This window comes from Amycolatopsis alkalitolerans, from assembly GCF_006152065.1.
In the GTDB taxonomy this organism is placed as follows: Bacteria; Actinomycetota; Actinomycetes; order Mycobacteriales; family Pseudonocardiaceae; genus Amycolatopsis_E; species Amycolatopsis_E alkalitolerans.
In genome coordinates, this window is the sequence record NZ_VDFW01000018.1 from 32,103 (window position 1) to 48,842 (window position 16,740).

At 61.5% G+C, this 16,740-nt stretch carries 23 protein-coding genes; 6 read left to right on the forward strand and 17 right to left on the reverse strand.

Annotated elements, in window-relative coordinates; all coding sequences use genetic code 11:
- Positions 1-110: 110 nt before the first annotated feature.
- The 6 genes from FG385_RS20280 to FG385_RS20305 form a co-directional block, all read right to left on the reverse strand.
- Positions 111-311, reverse strand: a complete 201-nt coding sequence (locus tag FG385_RS20280) for a hypothetical protein (RefSeq protein WP_139098346.1) — start codon at positions 309-311, stop codon at positions 111-113.
- Complete coding sequence (locus tag FG385_RS20285; RefSeq protein ID WP_139098347.1) at positions 308-904, reverse strand: MT-A70 family methyltransferase; 597 nt, start codon at positions 902-904, stop codon at positions 308-310. Before FG385_RS20285 ends, FG385_RS20280 begins: the two co-directional genes overlap by 4 nt.
- A 195-nt stretch (positions 905-1,099) precedes the next feature.
- Entirely contained in the window at positions 1,100-1,678 is a 579-nt protein-coding gene (locus FG385_RS20290; RefSeq protein ID WP_139098348.1) for a hypothetical protein, read from the reverse strand.
- Between the two features lie 128 nt (positions 1,679-1,806).
- Positions 1,807-2,910, reverse strand: a complete 1,104-nt coding sequence (locus FG385_RS20295) for a hypothetical protein (RefSeq protein ID WP_139098349.1) — start codon at positions 2,908-2,910, stop codon at positions 1,807-1,809.
- Positions 2,907-3,707 (reverse strand): hypothetical protein, encoded by an 801-nt coding sequence (locus tag FG385_RS20300; RefSeq protein ID WP_139098350.1) that lies wholly within the window; start codon positions 3,705-3,707, stop codon positions 2,907-2,909. Before FG385_RS20300 ends, FG385_RS20295 begins: the two co-directional genes overlap by 4 nt.
- Positions 3,708-3,886: 179 nt before the next feature.
- A complete protein-coding gene (locus FG385_RS20305; RefSeq protein WP_139098351.1) occupies positions 3,887-4,108 on the reverse strand; it encodes a hypothetical protein in 222 nt (73 codons plus the stop codon).
- A 183-nt stretch (positions 4,109-4,291) separates the two neighbouring features.
- Here FG385_RS20305 and FG385_RS20310 point away from each other — a divergent pair, with 183 nt between their 5' ends.
- Positions 4,292-5,686: a hypothetical protein gene (locus FG385_RS20310; protein ID WP_139098352.1), complete on the forward strand. Its 1,395-nt coding sequence runs from the start codon at positions 4,292-4,294 to the stop codon at positions 5,684-5,686.
- Between the two features lie 190 nt (positions 5,687-5,876).
- Positions 5,877-6,389 (forward strand): hypothetical protein, encoded by a 513-nt coding sequence (locus FG385_RS20315; protein WP_139098353.1) that lies wholly within the window; start codon positions 5,877-5,879, stop codon positions 6,387-6,389.
- Positions 6,390-6,628: 239 nt separating this feature from the next.
- Here FG385_RS20315 and FG385_RS20320 read toward each other — a convergent pair whose 3' ends face one another.
- The 11 genes from FG385_RS20320 to FG385_RS20370 all read right to left on the reverse strand — a co-directional run bounded on the left by FG385_RS20320 (position 6,629) and on the right by FG385_RS20370 (position 12,119).
- Positions 6,629-7,450: a DUF3846 domain-containing protein gene (locus tag FG385_RS20320; protein ID WP_235022682.1), complete on the reverse strand. Its 822-nt coding sequence runs from the start codon at positions 7,448-7,450 to the stop codon at positions 6,629-6,631.
- 264 nt (positions 7,451-7,714) lie between these two features.
- Complete coding sequence (locus tag FG385_RS20325; protein ID WP_139098355.1) at positions 7,715-8,050, reverse strand: ribbon-helix-helix domain-containing protein; 336 nt, start codon at positions 8,048-8,050, stop codon at positions 7,715-7,717.
- Positions 8,051-8,258: 208 nt separating this feature from the next.
- Entirely contained in the window at positions 8,259-8,558 is a 300-nt protein-coding gene (locus tag FG385_RS20330; RefSeq protein ID WP_139098356.1) for a hypothetical protein, read from the reverse strand.
- The gene (locus FG385_RS20335; RefSeq protein ID WP_139098357.1) at positions 8,555-8,866 is read right to left on the reverse strand and encodes a winged helix-turn-helix domain-containing protein; all 312 of its coding nucleotides are present in this window, start codon (positions 8,864-8,866) and stop codon (positions 8,555-8,557) included. The genes FG385_RS20330 and FG385_RS20335 overlap by 4 nt, the downstream gene beginning before the upstream one ends.
- Positions 8,863-9,174: a hypothetical protein gene (locus FG385_RS20340; protein ID WP_139098358.1), complete on the reverse strand. Its 312-nt coding sequence runs from the start codon at positions 9,172-9,174 to the stop codon at positions 8,863-8,865. Before FG385_RS20340 ends, FG385_RS20335 begins: the two co-directional genes overlap by 4 nt.
- On the reverse strand, positions 9,171-9,719 hold the full coding sequence (locus FG385_RS20345) for a hypothetical protein (RefSeq protein ID WP_139098359.1): 549 nt from the start codon (positions 9,717-9,719) through the stop codon (positions 9,171-9,173). Before FG385_RS20345 ends, FG385_RS20340 begins: the two co-directional genes overlap by 4 nt.
- Complete coding sequence (locus tag FG385_RS20350; RefSeq protein WP_139098360.1) at positions 9,716-10,123, reverse strand: GntR family transcriptional regulator; 408 nt, start codon at positions 10,121-10,123, stop codon at positions 9,716-9,718. Before FG385_RS20350 ends, FG385_RS20345 begins: the two co-directional genes overlap by 4 nt.
- Complete coding sequence (locus FG385_RS20355) at positions 10,120-10,371, reverse strand: hypothetical protein (RefSeq protein WP_139098361.1); 252 nt, start codon at positions 10,369-10,371, stop codon at positions 10,120-10,122. The genes FG385_RS20350 and FG385_RS20355 overlap by 4 nt, the downstream gene beginning before the upstream one ends.
- Before the next feature lie 128 nt (positions 10,372-10,499).
- Complete coding sequence (locus FG385_RS20360; RefSeq protein ID WP_235022683.1) at positions 10,500-11,348, reverse strand: helix-turn-helix domain-containing protein; 849 nt, start codon at positions 11,346-11,348, stop codon at positions 10,500-10,502.
- A 22-nt stretch (positions 11,349-11,370) separates the two neighbouring features.
- Positions 11,371-11,877 (reverse strand): DUF6879 family protein, encoded by a 507-nt coding sequence (locus tag FG385_RS20365; protein WP_200834568.1) that lies wholly within the window; start codon positions 11,875-11,877, stop codon positions 11,371-11,373.
- Positions 11,878-11,882: 5 nt separating this feature from the next.
- A complete protein-coding gene (locus FG385_RS20370) occupies positions 11,883-12,119 on the reverse strand; it encodes a hypothetical protein (RefSeq protein ID WP_139098363.1) in 237 nt (78 codons plus the stop codon).
- A 334-nt stretch (positions 12,120-12,453) separates the two neighbouring features.
- Between FG385_RS20370 and FG385_RS20375 the strand changes: the two genes are divergently transcribed.
- The 4 genes from FG385_RS20375 to FG385_RS33995 all read left to right on the forward strand — a co-directional run bounded on the left by FG385_RS20375 (position 12,454) and on the right by FG385_RS33995 (position 16,721).
- Positions 12,454-13,194 (forward strand): DddA-like double-stranded DNA deaminase toxin, encoded by a 741-nt coding sequence (locus tag FG385_RS20375; RefSeq protein ID WP_139098364.1) that lies wholly within the window; start codon positions 12,454-12,456, stop codon positions 13,192-13,194.
- Positions 13,188-13,604: an Imm1 family immunity protein gene (locus FG385_RS20380; protein ID WP_139098365.1), complete on the forward strand. Its 417-nt coding sequence runs from the start codon at positions 13,188-13,190 to the stop codon at positions 13,602-13,604. The genes FG385_RS20375 and FG385_RS20380 overlap by 7 nt, the downstream gene beginning before the upstream one ends.
- The gene (locus FG385_RS20385; RefSeq protein WP_139098366.1) at positions 13,601-14,680 is read left to right on the forward strand and encodes a hypothetical protein; all 1,080 of its coding nucleotides are present in this window, start codon (positions 13,601-13,603) and stop codon (positions 14,678-14,680) included. The genes FG385_RS20380 and FG385_RS20385 overlap by 4 nt, the downstream gene beginning before the upstream one ends.
- 1,192 nt (positions 14,681-15,872) lie before the next feature.
- Positions 15,873-16,721 (forward strand): SGNH/GDSL hydrolase family protein, encoded by an 849-nt coding sequence (locus FG385_RS33995; RefSeq protein WP_160148850.1) that lies wholly within the window; start codon positions 15,873-15,875, stop codon positions 16,719-16,721.
- Positions 16,722-16,740: the final 19 nt, after the last annotated feature.

A 16,740-nucleotide genomic window follows, 5' to 3' on the forward strand; every position in this document is an offset into this window, starting at 1 on the left:
GAAGGCGGCGGGCTTTCCGCCCAACTTATTGAACATTTTTGATAAGATGTCAAGTGGGGTTGTCCATTTCACAACGATCCACCACTGAATACGCATAACAGGGGTATACGTCACCATTTCGACCTCTGCCAGCGCACGATGGCGACCGTCAGCCAAACCAATAAGGCCAGCGCGAAGCCGCCGAGTAGCCACGGCAAAACGGGCTGCAGATACATGATGGCGACGTTTAGCGCGATGGTTGTACCGAGCACGAGCACGCACGCGCGGAAGAGCCACTCGACGACGTTTTTGCCGGACTTGTTGTCGCTCATGGTCGGGTCCCCCGCGTCGTCTGATCGCTAGGCACCGGGTAACCCGGGATGCTGATATCGGAGTCGATCTGGTTGCCCCACACCGACCACGCACGCAGGCTTGGTGGCCGACGCCGGGCGAACAGCTCCAGGTACGGGCCGTCCGAGATGCGCTCGATGACGGCATACTGCTCGTCCGGCTTGACGGAGTGTTCTTGGACGGGAGCGTTAATCCATGTCGGCTGCGAACGAAATCGGACCGGCGCCTTGCCCCGAGTCGCGAAAAGCAGATGTTCCGTCGAGTTGCGCAAGTAGGCGCCCAGGCCAAGGCGGAATTTCACCCATGTCAGCGGCGACCGAACAGTAAAATTCCATGCCTCCGCGACGTCGTAGCCGTCGCGGAGCGTCGCGTTCGTGACCCACAACCACAAGTGGGCATCGGTGGCGGCCAAGTCGGCTACTGGCATGGCTTTGATTTGTTTGAGACTCATGAGCGGGTAGTGTCGGCTGGCTCCAAATTCCCCTTTCTGCTGGGTGTTCCACGGCGGGTCCGCCAGGATCGTGCGGAACTTGCCCGTGGTTGCGGACGGCTCTGAAGTGACCTCCTTTTGCATATGTCCTCCTTTCTTGCTCCCGGCGGCAAGTGGCCGGGATTCGCCCCTAGTTATGAGGCGACGCGGATGAAAGAGAAACCGTCGGTTCGCTCGAATATTCGCTCGAACCTTCGGGCGAACCGACGATTCACTACCTCTGTTACTTGGCTGGTTTATGTGCGAGCAGAATCAACGAGAAACATGTTGTGCTATTCGCTACGACGGTGGAGGAGACAGGGAGCTCCCCGGGCGGTGGGTGATCAGGCTCGCGAACGCCGCGCGGGCGACCGCGCCAGGCGGATCGTCCCGCCCGATGTGAGTCACGGTGATGCGCTCGTCCAAGACGCCCGCGGGAAGTCGGGCACCGAGAACGACGGCGTGCACATCTCCGGGGAAGGCGGCGAGATCGCTGAGCACACCGCGCGGATCGGGATCCATGAGTAGGAAGTCCGAGAGGACGACCAGCGTTACCTCGTGTTCGGGATGGGCCTCTGCCACCTCCGTGACTCGTGCCAAGCTGGGTGCGAGTTCGCTGGAGCCTGCACCGTCCGGCGGGATCCGCAGGCCTTTCTTGAGGGCGCCGACCCCAGACCGGGTGAGCGGAACCGGACCAACCTCGCCACTCGATGGCGTGTCGAAATGGACCACGGCGCCGAGTTCGTGGCGTGCGCCCTTACGCGCCACTACGGAGAAGGCGTGCTCGACTTCGGCGAACCGGTTCGACAGCGGATCGGCACCCACCGGACAGATCACCGAGCCCGAGTTGTCGAAGACCGCGATGAGCAGCGTCGGCACTGTGGCTGGCCTGCCCGGGTTGCCGAGGGCGTACCCCGCCTTTGACCGAGCCTGCGGCTTGCTTGAGGTTCGCGAACCAAGCAGGCCGCCAGGGAGCAGCGTGCTCGTCAGCAAGCGGACGGAGGCGGTCATACGGCACCGCCGTTCCGGCGCGCTCGCCGTCCGATCACCCCGCTCGCGTCTCCAGATGGGTAGCCGTGTCCAACGGCACCGGGGTTGCGCCGGAGGATCCGGAAGCTGAGCGACGCCACGCGCTTGCTGGCGGCTTGGCCGCGGAGTGCGGCTTCGGCCTGGGTGGAGCGGGCAGCCTCGACCGCCTCCGCCCGGTCCGCGATTGCTGTATCTCCAGCCAGCTGTCGGTGATGGCGTTCCGCCCGTTTGACCTGCTTGACGTACGTCGCCAGCAGATCCGCCACCTCGTCGGCCGCCTGGTAGCCCAGCAAGCCAGAGGCCAACGCCGTCGCGAAGGCAATGAGGGCGTAGGTGAGCCCGGAGGAGCTGCCTTCCACCGACGAGCGCAACGCGAACACCGCGACCGCCAGCAGCGCCGCAACGAGGACCGACACGAACCCGATGAGCTTCACGATGCCCGGGGTCTTCTCGCTCCCGGTAAAAAGCCGCTCGTAGCGGCGCTCGTCCTCAGTGAGGGAGTCGGGATCGCGGCGACGCGTACGGGCGAGTTGCAGACGCTTGAGCTCGCTGCCGACCAGCCCTGCGGATGCACCTGCCAAGCCCGCCGAGAGGGCTTGGCCAGCGGCAATCCAAGGTATGTCGCCCCAGGAGATCGCCGCCGACCAGATGCCGCTGGCTTCGCCGAGAACGAGGAGCGGCCAGACCATCCGGTACCTGAGCTTCGCACCGGACTCGCGGCGGACGTGCGGCGTCAGCACCCGCGACGCATGCAGGTGATCTTCGTAGGCCGCGGCGACTGCCTTCTTACTTTCTGCCAGCAGGTCCAGCGCCGCGTCGGCGGCCGCGTCCAGGCCAGATACCCGAACAGTGTGCCCTCGGGCCTCGCGCTCACCTTCGGCCGACCACAGCCGTTCCTGTTCCTCGGCGAGGCGTTCGTATTCCTCCTCCGAGTAGAAGGTGGCGACGTTGGTCGGCCGAGGCCGACTGTCAGCCTCGTCGATGCGTTGCAGGACAACAGCATCGGCGGTCTCCTCCCACGATTCTGTTGTGTCCGGCGTGAGCATGTCGTCGAGGCGCTTGGCCCAGTTGGCGATGCTCATCGGCCGGCCTGGGCATAGTCGGTGACACTGCTGCACTTCGCGGCGCCTGTGTTGTGGCAGAGCTCGTCGTAGTAGGCCACCAAGCCCTCAACCACCGCGGACGGCGGCGTGCCCTCGGCGATCCGGCCGAGCCCAGCCACCACTACAGACGCTCCCGGCAGCTTCGGGACGTTCACTTTGTCGGCGAGCGCCGTCGCTTCCTGCTTACTGAGCGCCCTCGCCCTGAGATCCACTCCGATGTTCTGGAACCCATCCGTGAAGACCGTGAGGTCGAGCCGGTAGCTATCCCCAATCTGCTGCATCCATTCGCTGGCCAACCGGTACTGCGCCGTGATGTCGCTGCCGTTCTGCGGCAAGGCCGCCACTGCAGGTCCGTAGGCGGCGCGGATCTTCGCCATGACGTCGCTGACCGCACCGGGGACTCGACGCAGCCGGGCGTTGTCCGTGGCGCCGTCCATCTTGAGCGGGCCATCGAACAAGACAGTGGTCGCCGCCGAGGAAGAGGAGAAGGCCAAGACGCGCAGGTCGCCGGAACACACCGCCGTGCGCGTGGCGATGGATTCGATGGCCTGCATGCGTTCGGTCGTGATCGACGCGGCGTCGCTGGAGCCGGTGCCGTCGATCTCCACCAGGGAAGCTGGCGGCTTGGCCGGGTCGCACTGGGCGAGACGCTGCTGGTTGGCCGCCATATCGCCCGGCGTCGAGGACGGTGAGCCGCAGGCGGTGAAGGCGATCGTGGCTGTCAGCACGGTGACTGCACCGGCGACGCCGTGGCGGATTCGGGTGTACGCGGACATGAAGCACCTCCGATCTATGTGTGGGGACGATGGTGGGGAGGGGCGGCGGTGCCGCCCCTCCGTCTGACTACGGGCGGACAACGTCTTTGCTGATCGCGACGCCGAGGTCAAGCGGGGACGCGGCCGAGACGCGGACGGCGTGGCCACGATGGATGATGTCCATATCAGCCTCCATTCGGTCAGGCGCTGACGGTGGTCACGGTGCGTGCGGGCTTGTGGCGACGGTTCTGTTCCAGACGAGCGCGACGGCGATCCTTCAGGTCGATGACCATCGCCATCTCCACGACGTCGGTGGGCTGGCGGTGAAGCTCGTGCGCGAGGCGACGGAGCGCGCGGATCTGTTCCTCCTGGCGGATCTCGTCGTGTTCATGGACGAGGCGGGTGTAGCGGGTGCGGGGCATGACGATTCCTCCTTCTGGTGGTGGGGATGCGCGAGAACTGGCTGGTCGCGCACCTCAACCGTCCGCAGGAGGGCAGGGGACAGAACAGGACAGACAGGTGGACGATTGAAATGTCCCCCGCTGTCACCTGCTGTCCGGCACTGTCATGGGATACTGACCAGCAACGATGCGGAGGGGTGCCGGTTGGGCGATGTTGAGCAGCTAGTGGCTCGGTTCCAGGCTCTGCGAGATGGAGACGGGCTGACCATCGAGAGGCTCAAAGATCACGAGAACGCAGAGCTGCTTGATCTCCTCATGACGCCAGACGACCCGTACGCTGGACTCTCGGTGCTCGATGACCTCATCGCCCATTTGCTCGACGCGGGGAATGCGTGGGCGCTGGGTGCCTTGAGCTCCAAGGTGGTCAAACATGCGGTCCCTGTGGCAGTGCGCGTGGCGCTGGCCATCGGGAACGACGATGACGGAGCCTCTCTCCGGTCGCACGGGAATCTGACACAGCGGCGCGAGTGGGCTTGCGCCAAGGACGTGTTTGATCCGAACAGCAGGGCGTTCTTCATGAAAGTGGACGTCAAGACACACAGGCGTTACGAGGACCTGTACGGCTTCCCCGCACTTGCGTGCCTCATCTTGCGCCGGGCTGGGAAGTTGAATGTGCCCGGTGAAGCACGTCGCACTGAGGTACTGGCCAATGGCCAATCTGCTCCGGTGGCACTTACCGAAGACGCCCCGACCGCCGATGACCGCGATGCGCCGTGGTGGCGCCGCGCACGCTCCACACTTGTTACATGGATCAGGCGGGACGTAAAGGCATCAGTTGCCCTCGCGGTCGTCATGGTCGCAGCGGTTGGGACTACCACCGGCATCTTGATCGTGAAAAACAGATCGAGTCAAAGTCCTGTCAATCTGGTCGAGGCGGCAACGGTCCCATCCCGCGCGCAGGTGTCTACCCCGCCGGACGCAAAGATCGACAACACGCGCGGGTGGGGGCCAGACCGTAGAACCTTCACGATCAATGATCCAGCGCCATACCCGGTGTTCAACTCCATCACGGACCTCACCGGCTTCGGCGATGAGCGCAACTTTGTCCAGTGCCATGACTTGGCCGACAAGGGCAAGCCCGGTGGCGGCTGGGGCGATGACCTCATCGCCCGTGATGAGCACACTTACGAGTGCATGATTTTCTTCGACAATGATATTTCCCCAAGGCTTGACAGTATCGCCACGCCGTCGCCTTTTACTGAGGGTAACGTGGCGGCGAAGCTCCAACGCGCTCGGGCTTGGGCCGTGCTTCCAGCGCCGGGTATCTACAACCCTGGTCTGGTCGGCGCGTTGGCGGCGGACAACTCACCCGTCCCCACGGTGTGGGACAGTTGCAACTTCATCTCACCACGGCCGGTCACCATCGAATACCAAGCCGACTCGACACGTATGTTCACAAATGATACCCCGAAAGAAGGTGTCGGGGTAAAGAGTGACACCCTTACAGAAGGCAGCGTACTCCTTGGCAACAAGCAGGATGGCTACCTGGGTCAGGATGGCGGCTATCTGCTCTTCAATGTGCACGTGTCGCTTAGTTGAATGCGCTATTCCCTTTAACATAGCGACATAGTCAAACTATTGACTAATTTGTCATTTTGTGTTTAAATGAAAGAGATTGTCGATCGTCGATAACGCACATCGGTGGCCGTGGTCTTCGGATGTGGCGCTCCACTTACTTGCGTGAGCTAGTGGTGTGCCCTGTCCGAAGCAACCAAGGAGCCACACCCATATGTCGGAAGAGAGTGGCGGAAACGCCAATCTGCGAGAAACAAAACCTCGCCTGGAAGAACTAATTCGACGCCTGACGCAGCGCGGCGGTCTGACCCCTGAACGGGCCACGCAATACGCCGCTGGGTTCGGCGTAACGAACGGTCAAGAGCTATACGACCTGCTCCATGGTGTCCTCGGAGCCCTGGAGCAGGACGAGCACACCGAGGCCCTTCGCAATGCGTTCGGCGACGCAGAACATGCATGGTTGGATAGTGTGCCTCATCGCCGTGCTTATCTTGCTCGCAAGCTCGGCGTGCGCAGCGAGGAGATCCAAAGGCGAGAGAGGGTGGCGATCAGCCGAATGGCCGACGAGCTCATGGGTCTTACCTCCGTACGGGATTTTCTGGAAGCTCAGAGTCCCAAGACGCATGACGCGGTCGTCACTATGCTCGTGAAGCTCGAACAAGCCGTGACGAAACAGACGGCAGTCCTATGCGAGATACGCGACCGACTCAAGAGGCTTGACGTCTGACCCGAACCTCTTCCGACTCATCACCTCGGCCCGCGAGCGAAGAACACCCCGTGTCCGCTCAGCGGCCGGGGTGTTCTTCATTTTCTCCGCAAATTAAAATAGGCGGGAGCCGTACCCAGACCGCGATAAAACCCGCGTCGGGTCGACTCCCGCCCTTTGCTGGCTTGAGGATGGATTTCCGGCCAGCGTGCCGCCGGGCGGCGAATGCCTCTGGGCCTGCGGAGTTCACGCCACGGCTGTCAGTACTCCAGCCGCTGGCATTGCTCCTTCGACGCCGCCAGCAGGCGGTGCACCAACGAGGCGAATGTGCCGTCTTCGATGTGTGGCATCAGCGACAAACTTTCGAATGCGATGCCGTGCCGGATGGTCAGCCACTCGTCACCGCTCTTAGTCTGCTGAATGAAGCAGAGGTCACGGTAGTAGAAGGCTGTCCCGATCACCCATTGAGCGTGCCCGATCCAGTTTTCCAACTCCTCAACGCTGTAGCAGCCGGTGAAACTGTCCCGGGTAAACCGCGGGTCGGTGGCTCCGGCGATTTGCCGGTAACCTATCCCGATCCGATACCAGCTCTCCCGTAACGCCTCGTCCAGCACCGGAACGACTCGGACCTCGGTCACGGCCGTCCAGCGCTGGGCCAGGTCGACGCCATAGACGTAGGCGTCGAGCCAGTCCTCGAAGGTTCGGGCGTTGCTGCTCCACTGACGGTCGTGCGCTGTTTGTACTTCGACGCGGTAGCGTCGCGTATGAAACAGCAGGTCGACGAGATCTTGCGGCGCCGACGTGTCATCGCCGCGCCTGTCAGGCCGGCCGACGATGAACGCTGGCCCGGCGATGACGTCGCGGCCTCGGAAGGCACTGTTGTGGGTCCACGCCAGCGCCGTCGCCCGTCCATTGACCGGCATGTCGAGGAGCTTGCCTTCGGCGTTCATGTAGAGCGTCGCTGGCGGCCGGTTCAGATGAGCGACCTCCAGGTCGCCGTCCACCAGACGCCGGAAGGCATCGAGGGCGTGTTCATCGATCTGCGCGAGGTGTATCGGGTTGCGTCGATCCACCGGGATCACGATTACGGTTATCACTGTGTGTTGCTCGTTTCCGGACCAGAGGCCTCGTGCCTGGCGGGCGATCCGTTCCACACCAGGCCTCGGGCCCCGTGGCTGGGCCCGAGGCCTGGTGTGGAGGGAGCTGAGATTGTCGACGGTGGCGCTCCGGCCGATCCAGGCAGAAAGGCAGGAGCGGTGCCCGTGGCACAGCGACGTGGGTCGCGTGCGGACACACGCTCCTGCCGGGCGCTTTCCCTGAGCTCGCGCTCAGGTCGACGCGACGTGCTACTCGTCAGCCTTGGCGCGACGGGTAGCGGGGCGGGAAGCCGAGGCGTTCTTCGGTTCGCCCGACGTTGCGTTGTCCCCGCCGAAAATGGCGGTAATTGCATTGCGTCGGGTTTGCGCCTCACGCTCGATCTCCGCGCGAATGGCCTCGGCCTTCTGGAGCGTGGCCGGGTCGGACTTGGTCTTCTCGATCCAGTGCTCCAGGGCCAGACGGATCTCCTCAGTGGCGCTGCGGCCGGTGATCTGGGCGACGACGTCCAGTTGGGCACGCAGGTCTTCGTTAATCCGCACGGCCAAGGTACGCAGCGGTCCTCCCGCTCCTGTTGGCTCGCTCATGGCGAGTCACCTCCTCGGTGAATTGCGGCCGGCGAACCCGGTTGGTTCACCTATAGGCCGCAGGACACCGACGAGGCGTCGTGTCACCGAACACGACTTCTGCCACGTTTGGCTGCTCTATCTATCACTCAGGCCGCGAAAAAGATCAACCGTATGTTCGCTCATGATGTAAATACCGCTACAGGTGGCCGATCGAAGCTGGATGTCATCACTCAGCCGGAATCTTGTTGTCGAAGTGCGTCTTCGCCAACTCCAGCCCCTCCTCGTACTCCTTGACGATCCGCTCGCTGTGGTAAAGGTGGTATAGCGATTCATCGACAGACTTCCGCAGGTGCTCGTCAAGAATTCCGCACAACCCGCCCGTAAATTCCTCGTCACCGCCTGAGGTATTCATACCTCGGACCGTGCGGCCCAAATCCATGACGTTGCCCATCGCGGCTTCAATTAGGTCATGCAGGCCGGACGCTTCGGTGAGCAGTTGGTCGTATGTCTCGGGTCGCGTGTTCATTGGATGGTCATCTCTTTCTCATGGTCAATAGCGTGTTCTTTGAGTGGCAGGTCTGGGGTAGTCGACGGCACCACGTACGTCCCCTTCGACTGAATCGTCTTGACCAAACCGCGGTAGCGCAGCAGCCGCGTGGCATGGCGTACGGTGCCAACCGATACGCCATATTCGCTGGCCAAACGTCGTTCTGCAGGCAGCGGCGTATTCGGCCGCAGCTCGCCTGACGCGATGCGGGCCGCCAGATGGTCGGCCAGCTGGACGTAGGCGTACCCCGGGGTGGCGTCGGGATTGAACTTCGCCGGGTGGGTCATCCGGCAGGCCGCTCGGTGTCCGCCAGCGGGTCGATACCGAGCAGCGCCAGCTCCCGATCCAGCTCGTTGACGTGATCGCTCGTGGCTTTCTCGGCCAGCCGGGCGAAGAACAGCGCGTGGCTGACGCACGTCGTGAGATCGTGGTGGTCGGTGGCGCTCAACTCGCCCAGTTCGCCAAGATCGGCCTGGCCGATGTCCTGCACGCAGGTGTCGGCGTTCATCAGGAAGTGGATGGACTCATCGAGTGCGACACGCAACCGGCTGGCCCGAGACCGGAGCGTCGTGTAATACACGGCCCGGTCGCTCATGAATCGGTCTCGCTGAACTCGTCCGGCCGTATCGACGGCACCGTGCCGCTTCGGCGGAGCGGAGCTTCCCCTCGCCGGGCCGCCAGGCGCACCCGGATCAGGTCCGGGGAGTTCAGGAGCCCCGCGAGGGTAGCCACCTCGGTGAGCAGGGTGGCCATCTTGGCCGAGCGCTCGTCCTCAAGCTGCGCTATCTCGGTCAACCCCTGATGTAGCTGCCGCACGGCGGCTTCCAAGCGCAGGAACCGCTCGTGCAGCTCCGGCTCGGACGGGTCCGGGTTGGCCAAGTCCTCCGGCGTCAGCCGACCTTGGGCGAGATCGGCCAGGGCGGTGTCGGGCCATCCCAAACCCCTCGACACCTGCCGCAGCGTGCCGAGGTGCATCCTGCCCACCGGCTGCTTGCCGCGCAGCTTGGCAAGTGACGACGCCGACAGGCTGGTCAGGTCTCGCAGATCGCGCGGCGACAGCGCCAGCTCCGCCATGCGTCGGGTGACGGCTGCCTGCACCGCCGGCCAGTCACCGTTGTCGAAGGTGACGCGGTCACTCATGCCTCTGACTCGCGGAATTCTTCGCGGCGCACGTCGGCCCGAAAACCATGCGCCCACGCCACGGGTGCGTCTTCACTCAGCACGGACATGGCATCGTCGTCGTTGATTTTCGACGCCAGGTTTCGCCACTGGTCACGGTGCAGCCACATGCCGTCCGCTTCGCGCACGTAGTGAAACGCCCGGCCCTCAAGCGGCTTTATGACACCACGGGAAATCAAGTCGTCGATGGCGCGACTCACTGTGTTCTCAGCAACGCCGTACTCTGCGGCCAAAACCGCGTTTGGCGGTAGGCTGTTCTTGAATTCGCCCTGGTCGATTCGTGCAGTCAGATGGTCGGCCAGCTGCGCCCAGACGAGCAGCTCGCCAGTTTTACATAGGAGGTACTTGGGTTTGGTCACGGTCATGCGGCTGCTCGCAACGCTGTCGGTGCCACCGGCGCGTAGAGACTGCTTACGTCGAGCCAGAACTCGGCCATGGCTTGGGCGGCCACGGTGCCAGACACCCCGATTTCCTGCGTGGCACCATCGTCGTTGGTGAGCAGCCAGGGATACTTGCCCGCCGGGGTAGCATGCAGGACCCACACATTGCCGTCCCGCCAAGTGATTCGGTATGTCTGCTGATCTAACGGCGTCCACCGCTTGGTTGGTTTCATGTTTCGCTGCCCTCCACACTGAGCTATCCAGTGCACGGGAGCGTATGGACGCGGCGAGGCGCACACGAAGCTTGTTTCTCGATGTTTCGTGACGTTGATCAAGCAGCGGGCGATTCGGGAACCGACGCTTACCGCTCGGGCAGGTACGTCGTCCACTGCTCCGCGGCCTTGGTGATGAGGCTGCGGGCCTCACGCCCGTAGCTGATCCCTTCGACAGTGGCGAGCTGCGCAAAGATGCGGCCGTACAGCTCAGTTTCCTGAGGTTGTGCCAAGTTCAGTTCGGCCGAGAAGGTTTCGACCATGACGCGGTCGTCATCTAAAAGCCAGAAGCCGTGTGACGGTGCGACGTCGTACGCAACGCCGAACCCAATAATCCCGAGCTTCACGTTCGGCAACATGGACAGCGAGACCAACCGGTCAAGCTGGCCGAGCATGACCGCCGCGGGACACAGCCGGTAGCGCAGCACGGCTTCGGTCAAGACGAAGTGGAAGCGCTTCTCCGGCCGGTACAGAATCTCTTGGCGCTGAATGCGCGTGTATACCGCTTCATCGATGTCGTGACGGACACCGAAGACGCGGCCGCTTTGTTCGAAGCGGAAGCGAGCGTAGTCAGGGATTTGCAGCAGCCCCGGCACAAAGGTGGGCTCGAACACACGGAAAAACCGTGTTCGGGCGTTCAGTTCTGTCAGCTTCACCTGATGCGACTTGAGACCACTGGTGAGCTGGCGCTGCCACTCGACGTGCTGAAACTCCAGCGTTCTGAGGCGCGCGAGCAGGCCATCTGTTTCGTGCTCCGCGTTGGTGGCCTGTGTCCACACGCGAATGTCGGTCTCGGTGGGGGTTTGCCGGCCGTTCTCTAGCTTGGAGACTTTGGAATGCGGCCAGCCCAGCACCTCGGCGAGTTGCCGTACGGTAAACGTGGCGTTCTGCCGTAGCTCGCGGAGAAGAGCGCCGAGCGCTGCCCGTGCTTCCTGCACGCTCGAGATGTGCGACGGCGAACTACGGGGCAAAATCTTCCCGCCGTAGTGCCTTGTGTCGGGCGACGTCCCGCCAGTAGTTGTGCTGCACGATCTCGGCCGAATCCTCGATGATTTCGCCACCAAGGAACGTTTCGTTGTCGGCAAAGCGCATACGCACCAGCAGGCGCGAGTCGAACAGCCAGTAGTCGTAGTCCGGTAGCTCACCGGCCTGCGTGCGGTCGAGGTAGCGGATGTCCTCACCGGCGTCGTTGGTGTAGCCGGAGCAGAAGACGCCGAAGCGGCTGTAGTCGGTGAGCGGCACCGTCACGACGCGGACGCGCGAGAACCGCTTCCCCTCGGCGGTGGCCTGCCGAATCATGGTCAGCCAGTTCTGGAACCAGCCCATGTCCACCGGCTCACCGGCCACGAACTGCCGCAGAGCTTCCGTCTCGTTGGCGGACGTGTACTGATCACGGGTTTCCAGCCGGAAGGCCGTGTGCTCGAAGGTCTGGAAGAGCTGGCCGAACGTCGGGCCGGGCTCAATCAAGCGGCTCAGTGGTCTCCCTCTTCCTGCAGGTAGCGGCGGGCGTAGAACTTAAGGACGTCTTCTGGGATTTCGATGAGCGTCTCATGCTCCGGTACGGGGCCGACGTCGGCCAACGCGTCGGGGTCAGTCACCTTCCATCCCTGGGCGATGTAAGTCACGCGGTCGGTGCGGTCGGTCGCAAACAGCGTGGGTGACTGCCCCTCTTGGGACTCGGGGTCCTTGCCAAGGAACTGCGCACGCATCCTGCCTCCTGTTTCGAGAACCATGCTGAACCAGCGGAACCATCCTGCTCCAAGCGCTTCCCGAAAGTCAATCCTTCACCAGCCACTACAGCGCAGAGGTGTCGTCTTCACCGCGCCGTAGCGCGTCCGGGTAACCGAGCCTTCGCGCACGTCCGACAAGGTGATGGGGCCAGCCCGCCGATCACAACGCCCACATCGGCGGGAGGGCGTCGGGGGCTTCCGGCTCTACTGTCTTTCGGCGGGCCGGAAGCGCCTCGGCTTTGTCCGACCGGCTGAGCACTGGCTGGTCGGGTTCCTTGGCTTCTATGGTTCAAGAGGATGAACTGGGGGGTCAATGTCGGTTGACGAGATCGTGCGCGACGTCGGCCGCGCCATTTCCCTGTTGCCGAGCGGCCAAGTAGGACAGGCGCTCTATGCGCTCACCGAGGCCCACGAGCTGTTGATGCGGGTGATCCAAGGCTCACAAGACCCGGAAGCTCATCAGGCGGTCGGCCTGCTTGCAGAGGTCATCACCGCGCTTGGCGCGACACATCAACAGGTCACCGCCGCGGGGCAAGCGCTGGAGCAGTACCTCGCCAAAGTGGGACCGGTTGAACCGCCACCACCACCGAACAGCCGGCCGGAACCGCTTGAAGCAGCGAATCCACCGGCGACGCCTGTACCGGTTGATCCCGCACGCGTCGAGAAGTTACGTGACGAGCTTCCCCCTCCGGTACCGAGCCCGAACCCGGAGAACAAGAAGACCCACGGCCAATGGGTGGACGTCGACGGCACGGTGCGTAGGACAGTGAGCGGCGAGGACGAACAGTCAGCGGCAGCGTGGGAACGCTTCAAGCAGTGCGGACTACCCGCGAACCGGAAGCTGGCCATCACCACGCATGTCGAAGTCAAGGTGGCGACGGAGATGATCCAAACCGGGCAACGGCACACCGAGCTGGTCATCAACAACCGGCCGTGTGTCGGTCCGCTTGGCTGTGATTCCCTCCTGCCCGTCCTGCTCCCGAAGGGCTACGCCGTCACCGTGTACGGTCCGGATGGTTACAAAGAGACGTTCCAGGGAGGCGAACAGTGGTAGCCCTCGACATCTGGTACGACCAGGCGCCGAAGAACGCGGCGGGTGACGTTGCGATTCGTGTCACCACTGCGGCTGAACTGGACACGTTGATTGACCGCATCCTGGCTGAAACGACCGGTAACGCCGCCCCGCCCATGATTCAAGTGGCCCTTGCCGGGGTGAAGCGCTCGCCTGCCCTCGAAGTCGGTCTGGGCAAGGACAAGGGCTTTATTGGGTACACGGCCCGCACTGAAGGTGGCTGGACGAAGGGCGACGGCGATCCGAACGCGGTAGTCGACTACATCTACATGGGCAACCACACGCAGGTACGGGGTGATGTTGAAGTGCCGCTTTCAACCGTGCGCGAGGGGTTGCATGAATTTCTGGCGACAGGGGAGCGGCCGAATGCGGTGGGAAGTGGCGTCGTATGACCATCCCGCCGGATATTTTTGCTGACCTTGGTGCCAACCAGCAGAACCTGCTTCGAGTTATTTATGGGCCTGCTCAGGAGCATGGCCGCTGGCCTCATTGGCGGCATGTCGACAGTATCTATAGCCAGACTGGAAAGAACACACTGGACGTCCTGCACTCGTTGCCGACGATATGGCCGGTGTCGTCGCAGATGCCAAGGTACGGCCTGGTGAGGTATAACGACCAAATTATCCGCGACGACACGGTCATTCGGTTAACCGTAGCAGCGGCGTTGCAGCTGCCTGAATTCCAGCGGGTTGGCGAAGACTTTGTTCACGCCCTGCAAGTGTTCATCGACGAAGTCTCGGCTCCATCAACCAATCCATTTGAGGTTGAACCGATAACGATCACTAACGAAGACCTTGGTCAGCGGATACCGTTTAGTCCGGCGTTTGACCGTCTCATGCCGGATTTGCTATGGAATGAACCGATCGGCCTGGCAAGTGGATCGCGCGAGCCGATCACTGGAAAGTGGGAGCTGACGCTTCATCGAGAAGGGTTAAAACAGCTTCAGGGAGTTAAGGACCTAAAAGACTACGTGGAACGCGTCGTCGCTTGGGTGCAGCAGATCCCCGATCGGGTTGTGCCGAGCGTCGTTCCTGCTTCTGTCGCGGTGCCTGTTCGTAACAGCTACGTTGACCAAGCGCTGATCGACAAGCTGGAGGCAGCGCAAGCAGGCACGAAGTGGAACCTCAAGAAGCTGCTGCAACTCCTGCGCGAGCTGAACGAGAACTACGCCAGCGAGAACGTCTACGCCTGTCATGCGCTGCTACGGGCAATACTCGATCACGTGCCGCCGATCTTTGGTCAGCCCAACTTTGGGTCAGTGGCGAGTCAGTATCGGCCTAGGTCGAGCGACAAGAAGTACAGTGAGAATCTTGAAAAGTTCCGCCTGCAAGCGGATGACGCCATGCACCGGCAGGTACGCGAGCGTGAAGATATCCTGCAGTTCGACGACTTGCCGCTTCGCGCTTGGGTAAACCGGTTGGTTGACGAAGTGATCGCCATCCTGGAGTCCGACGCGCCTTCGGCATGAAAACACCCCGCATCCGGCAACGGACACGGGGTGTTTCTCGTTACGGTGCGGGGTCGAATGACAGAAGCGGCCTGTTCATGAGGGCCGAACCTTGAACAGGTCCCGAATCTATGGATGCCGAATGAACGCGAAAGTCGGCCATTCGATGGTCAATTGTTTGACGCACGAGTCCAAGTGCGCAATTTATCTGCTCTCCGTGTCACAGGTAGCGTAGAAGCCAACTAGTTGAGGTATTTACACGTAGCCCTCCAGTCGGTGTGTTGTTCTTTTAACCATATGCACGAGTTTCTAACTATGTCATAAATAGTTTGGCTCTTCAAGCAAAACGACGTGTGGGGAGTGCTGCGCCCAAACATGGCATAGCAGTGCTCCCCAGGCGTCGCGAACGTTAACAGTTCAGGTTCAAATCCTATGGAAGGGTGTGAGACGCTTTATGCGTCACCCAAGACGAAGGTTTGCGTTAGGCGCCATAGTTGGCGTGTTCATGTCCCTGCTGACGATTGCATCAGCAGGGACGGCGAGTGCAACAAGTAGCTATGACGATGTGATCGAATCCGTCGGTAGCGTTCACTTGTCGAGAGACAGCGCGACTCAAGGTTCTCCGACGTGTGCGTCGGTTGACGTAACGTCATCATGGGAAAGTATCCTTACTGATTCATCTTCGTGGACGTCAAGGACACAGATAATTGGTGGCGCAACCCAATCTGCAACACTTGCAGATTGGGCTACTACTCTCGGCAACGGAGCAGGTTGGGCTGTTGTCCAACAGCACAACAGTAACGTTTCTTACCCAGATTCGGGAAGCCCGATCGCGGATGCAGTGTATGTGGTGTTTACACCATCTGCATCGGCGCAGGTTGACTTCTCTTCCAGCCCAATCTACTGGGGCGCGCAGAAACAAGCGCACATGACCAACACGGATGACGGTTATGTGTACGCTGTGCGTGTTCAGTTTGACGATTTGGGTTCTTCTGGGGGCAATGACCAGTGCACTCCAGTCATCTCGATGGCTTGGCGTGGTAAACCTAGTACTGCTTGGTCTACGGAACCCAGATCTGTTGCGGCCACTTCCACGGTGTCGTCGGGTGGGTATAGCCTACGACCTTTGTTTATAAACGCCCCCATTAACTACCCTTCGGGGTATGAGGGCGAAGTTGCATCAACCCAACCTCCCGCTGCAAGATACGTTGCTATGGGCGATTCGTTCTCAAGTGGCGAGGGGAATTCGCCGTTTGAGGCCGGGACGGATGAAGATGATGTGAACAAGTGTCACCGGAGTACGTCCGCCTATCCACGTTGGCTCTCGCAAACTCCGTCGTTGAACCTTGGGTACATCAATTTCGTGGCGTGCTCAGGTGCGACAACGAACGACGTGTTGGGTACGACGGAAGCCGATGACCCAGCAGGAAAGTGGAACGAGCCAGCGCAGGTTGATGCCTTGTCGGACGACACCAAGGTAGTGACGATCACTATCGGCGGAAACGACATCGGGTTCAGCGACTTTGCAACAGCCTGTGCCGCTCCGTCGAGTGAGTGCGACTCAAGCACATCGATCTACAGCACAACAATGTACAAGATCCACAATGTCCTACCTGGCCATCTGGCGGATGTACTAACCGAGATTGCCGATCGAACTTCGAATGCAAAGGTCTACGTTATCGGCTACCCGTACGTCACTCCCTCTTCGGGGCTGGATTCGTTGCCCGTCCAGTGTAGCTACTTGAGCTCCTCTGCTGGAGATGGGGCTGATTCACTAGCTGCACGTGATGTCGTTACCGAACTCAATGGCGAGATTCATGATGCGGTCACGGGGTTCACCAATACGCTCAGTGATACCGAGTTCACATACATTGACCCGAACGCGAGCGTTGACGGGTCATTCGATGGTCATGATCTCTGTCAAGGGCTGGACTCGTATTTCCATAACGTGGCACCAAACGACGTCTTCGGAAACGGGTACAGGGAGAAGATTTTCCATCCCAATATTGACGGGCAGTACGAGTACTACCAGATTGTGAACGGAGTGATAACCCTGAACTAAGCTTTACATGCTGAAGAGC